4 protein-coding genes are annotated in these 3,155 nt (G+C 26.8%); all 4 read left to right on the plus strand.

Annotated features, from left to right (window positions below):
- The first annotated feature begins 223 nt into the window (after positions 1–223).
- The 4 genes from mobB to BN899_RS03135 are packed head-to-tail and all read left to right on the plus strand — an operon-like array spanning position 224 to position 2,938.
- On the plus strand, positions 224–724 hold the full coding sequence (gene mobB, locus BN899_RS03120) for a molybdopterin-guanine dinucleotide biosynthesis protein B (protein ID WP_042272834.1): 501 nt from the start codon (positions 224–226) through the stop codon (positions 722–724).
- Between the two features lie 2 nt (positions 725–726).
- Positions 727–1,932, plus strand: a complete 1,206-nt coding sequence (locus BN899_RS03125; protein WP_042272836.1) for a molybdopterin molybdotransferase MoeA — start codon at positions 727–729, stop codon at positions 1,930–1,932.
- Between the two features lie 14 nt (positions 1,933–1,946).
- Positions 1,947–2,510 carry a molybdenum cofactor guanylyltransferase gene (locus BN899_RS03130; RefSeq protein ID WP_042272838.1) on the plus strand — a complete coding sequence of 188 codons (564 nt, stop codon included), beginning with the start codon at positions 1,947–1,949 and terminating at the stop codon, positions 2,508–2,510.
- Entirely contained in the window at positions 2,507–2,938 is a 432-nt protein-coding gene (locus BN899_RS03135; RefSeq protein ID WP_042272840.1) for an MOSC domain-containing protein, read from the plus strand. Before BN899_RS03130 ends, BN899_RS03135 begins: the two co-directional genes overlap by 4 nt.
- The last annotated feature ends 217 nt before the right edge of the window (positions 2,939–3,155 follow it).

Here is a 3,155-nt window from a genome sequence, read left to right on the forward strand (position 1 = left end):
AAGTTTAATTTCTCTTTAAAATAGAAATATCAGACAATGAATTAAACCTCCTTAAAATATCGAATTACTTCATTATAAGAGAAGTAAAGTTATGTTATTTTTTTATCATAAAAATATTATACTTTGAAATAAAATGAATTTATGTGACGAAAGTCTCATTTTTAATATATATATGATAAATTTTAAACAAAGAACTAAAATTATATAAGTTGAAGGTGAAAATATGCCAAAGGTGATAAACATAATCGGATCAGGTTCTAATGTAGGAAAAACCTTTTTAATAGAAGGATTGATAAAAGAACTAACTAAAAGAAATTTAAAAGTAGCAACAATCAAGCATGATGTTCATGGCTTTGATATAGACAAAGAAGGCAAAGATACATACAAACATAGAAAAGCAGGTGCTGAGACTGTTATAATATCGTCAAAAAATAGACTAGCAATGATAAGTGAACTTGAAGAAGAAACACAATTAGAAGATATTATTAATATGATTAATAATAAAGATATTATTCTTGTTGAGGGATATAAAAAAAGTAATCTTAGAAAAATAGAAGTATTTAGAAATGAAATTAGCAAGGAGATTATATCTCCTAAGGAGAAATTAATAGCAATAGCAAGTGATATAGATATTAACTTTGAAGAAATACCTGTAATACATAAAGAGGATTATAAATCACTGGCTGATTTAATAGAAAAAGAAAAAGATTATATTAAGGAGTAGATATGAAAAGCTTTATAAGTTTAGAAGAAGCCATAGAAATATTAAATAGTAATACAAGACCTTTAGAAGTGGAAGAAGTAGATTTAATAAATGGAATAAATAAAACGTTAGCACAAGATATTTATTCTAAAATTAACAATCCTCCTTTTGACAAATCTGCTATGGATGGATATGCTATAATTTCAGAGGATACTTTAAATACAAAAGTAAAACTTAAAGTGATAGGTACAGTTTATGCAGGAGAAAGTTCTGCTAATGAGGTTACTAAAAATACTGCTATAAAAATAATGACAGGAGCTCCTATTCCAAAAGGTGCAAATGCAGTAGTAAAACAAGAAGATGTAAATATATATGATAAATTTATAGAAATTAATAAAGCTGTTAAACGAAATCAAAATATATGTTTTGAGGGAGAAGATATAACGAAAGGAATACTTTTAGTTAATAAACATAAAAAACTTAATTATGCTGATATAGGCATAATTGCAAGTTCTGGGATTAATAAAATAAAGGTTTACAAAAAACCTAAGATAGCTTTTATTAGCACAGGAGATGAAGTATTAGACATAAATGAAAATCTTACAGAAGGTAAGATATATAATAGTAATAAATACAGTATACTTTCTAGAATTCATGAACTTGGATATGATGTTGTAGGTATTAATCATGCAAAAGATAGTAGTCAAAATATAGGAAGTATTATAAATGAATTTTCTAGAAATGCAAATTTAATAATTACAACTGGAGGCGTATCAGTTGGAGAAAAAGACTTACTAAAAGACGCTATGGATTATATAGGAGCAGAAAAATTATTTTGGAAGGTAACAATTAAACCAGGATCAGCGGTATTATGTTCTAAGCTTAATAATACTATTATAATAAGTCTTTCAGGCAATCCAATAGCATCATTAACAGCCTTCGAACTTTTAGTAAGGACAACATTAGAAAAGCTAAGCGGTAAGGAAAAGATAGAAATAAAAAGAGAAAAAGCAATACTTTTAGGTAGTTTTAGCAAGAAGAGTCCACAAAAAAGATTTATAAGAGGAAAAATAGTTTATAATGAAGGCAGACAGTATGTAGCAATGACTCAAATAAAAAGTGGAAATGGAATACTAAGCTCAACAATAGATTCTAATTGCTTAATAGAAGTCGAGAAAGGTAATACAGGTGTTGAAGAAGGAACATTAGTTGATATAATTAAATTCTAAGGGGAGGGCTAGCTTTGATTAATAAAACCCTAGCCATACTAGCAGGTGGTAAAAGTAGTAGGATGAACTATAATAATAAAGCATTTCTAAATTACAAAGATAAAACATTTATAGAACATATAATAAGTTGTGGAAAAGGTTATAAAGAAGTTATAATAATAGCCAATGATGAGAAATTATATGAAAGATTTAACTTAAGAGTTTTTAAAGATATATATGTGGGCAATGGTCCTCTCTCAGGCATTCATGCAGCTCTTAAAAACTCAAGTACAGATAAAGTTTTATGTGTAGCATGTGATATGCCATTAATTAATGAAGAGATTTTAAATATTCTAGGAAATTATAAAGGCGGTTATGATGTTTTAGTTCCTAAAGTAGATAATAAATTACAACCTCTATGTTCAATATATTCAAAAAATATACTTGAAAAAATTGAACATAGTTTAAATAAAAATGAAAACAAAATTCAAAACTTAATAGCAAGTCTTGATTATAAGATAATAGAAGGATTTGAAGTTGAAAAGTTTTCAAATATTAATACACCTGAGGAATATAAATATTTGGAGGAGATAAAATGAACAAATTAATAGCAATATGCACAAGCGAAAAAAAAGGTACTTCAAAAACTATGGTTGAAGAAGCTAATTTAATAGAGGACTTTGGTATAGAGAATGATGCCCATGCAGGTAAATGGCATAGACAAGTAAGTCTTTTAGCACTAGAAAAAATTGAAGACTTTAGAAATAAGGGAGCAGACGTTGATTTTGGAGCATTTGGAGAAAATTTAGTTGTAGAAGGTATAGAACTAAATAAGCTTCCAATAGGTCAAAAGATTAAGGTTGGAGAAACTGAACTTGAAGTGACTCAAATAGGGAAAAAGTGTCATGATAAGTGTGCGATATACTATCAAGTAGGTCAATGTATTATGCCTAGTAATGGAATATTCACAAAGGTACTAAAGGGTGGAAAAATAAAAGTTGGGGATGAGTGTATATTACTAGATTAAATAATGAAAGCTATAAATATTTTTATTTATAGCTTTTTTATATTAAATTAAGTATTAGGAAATAGTAGTTATGAAGCTAGTAATTATACAATAAATATCAGATAAATAATATGAAATTTATTGTAATAAAAGATTTATTTAAATTATATTTTCTTTTATAATAATCCTATATAGGAGGTATATATATGAATGAGTTATTTGATTTATTTAAGACATT

Origin of the sequence: Faecalimicrobium dakarense, from assembly GCF_000499525.1 — a bacterium.
Classification (GTDB): Bacteria; Bacillota; Clostridia; order Peptostreptococcales; family Peptostreptococcaceae; genus Faecalimicrobium; species Faecalimicrobium dakarense.

Coding starts and splice junctions, on each gene's coding strand:
- BN899_RS03135 (WP_042272840.1), top strand. CDS start 2,507: ATGAACAAATTAATAGCAATATGCACAAGCGAAAAAAAAGGTACTTCA.
- mobB (WP_042272834.1), top strand. CDS start 224: ATGCCAAAGGTGATAAACATAATCGGATCAGGTTCTAATGTAGGAAAA.
- BN899_RS03125 (WP_042272836.1), top strand. CDS start 727: ATGAAAAGCTTTATAAGTTTAGAAGAAGCCATAGAAATATTAAATAGT.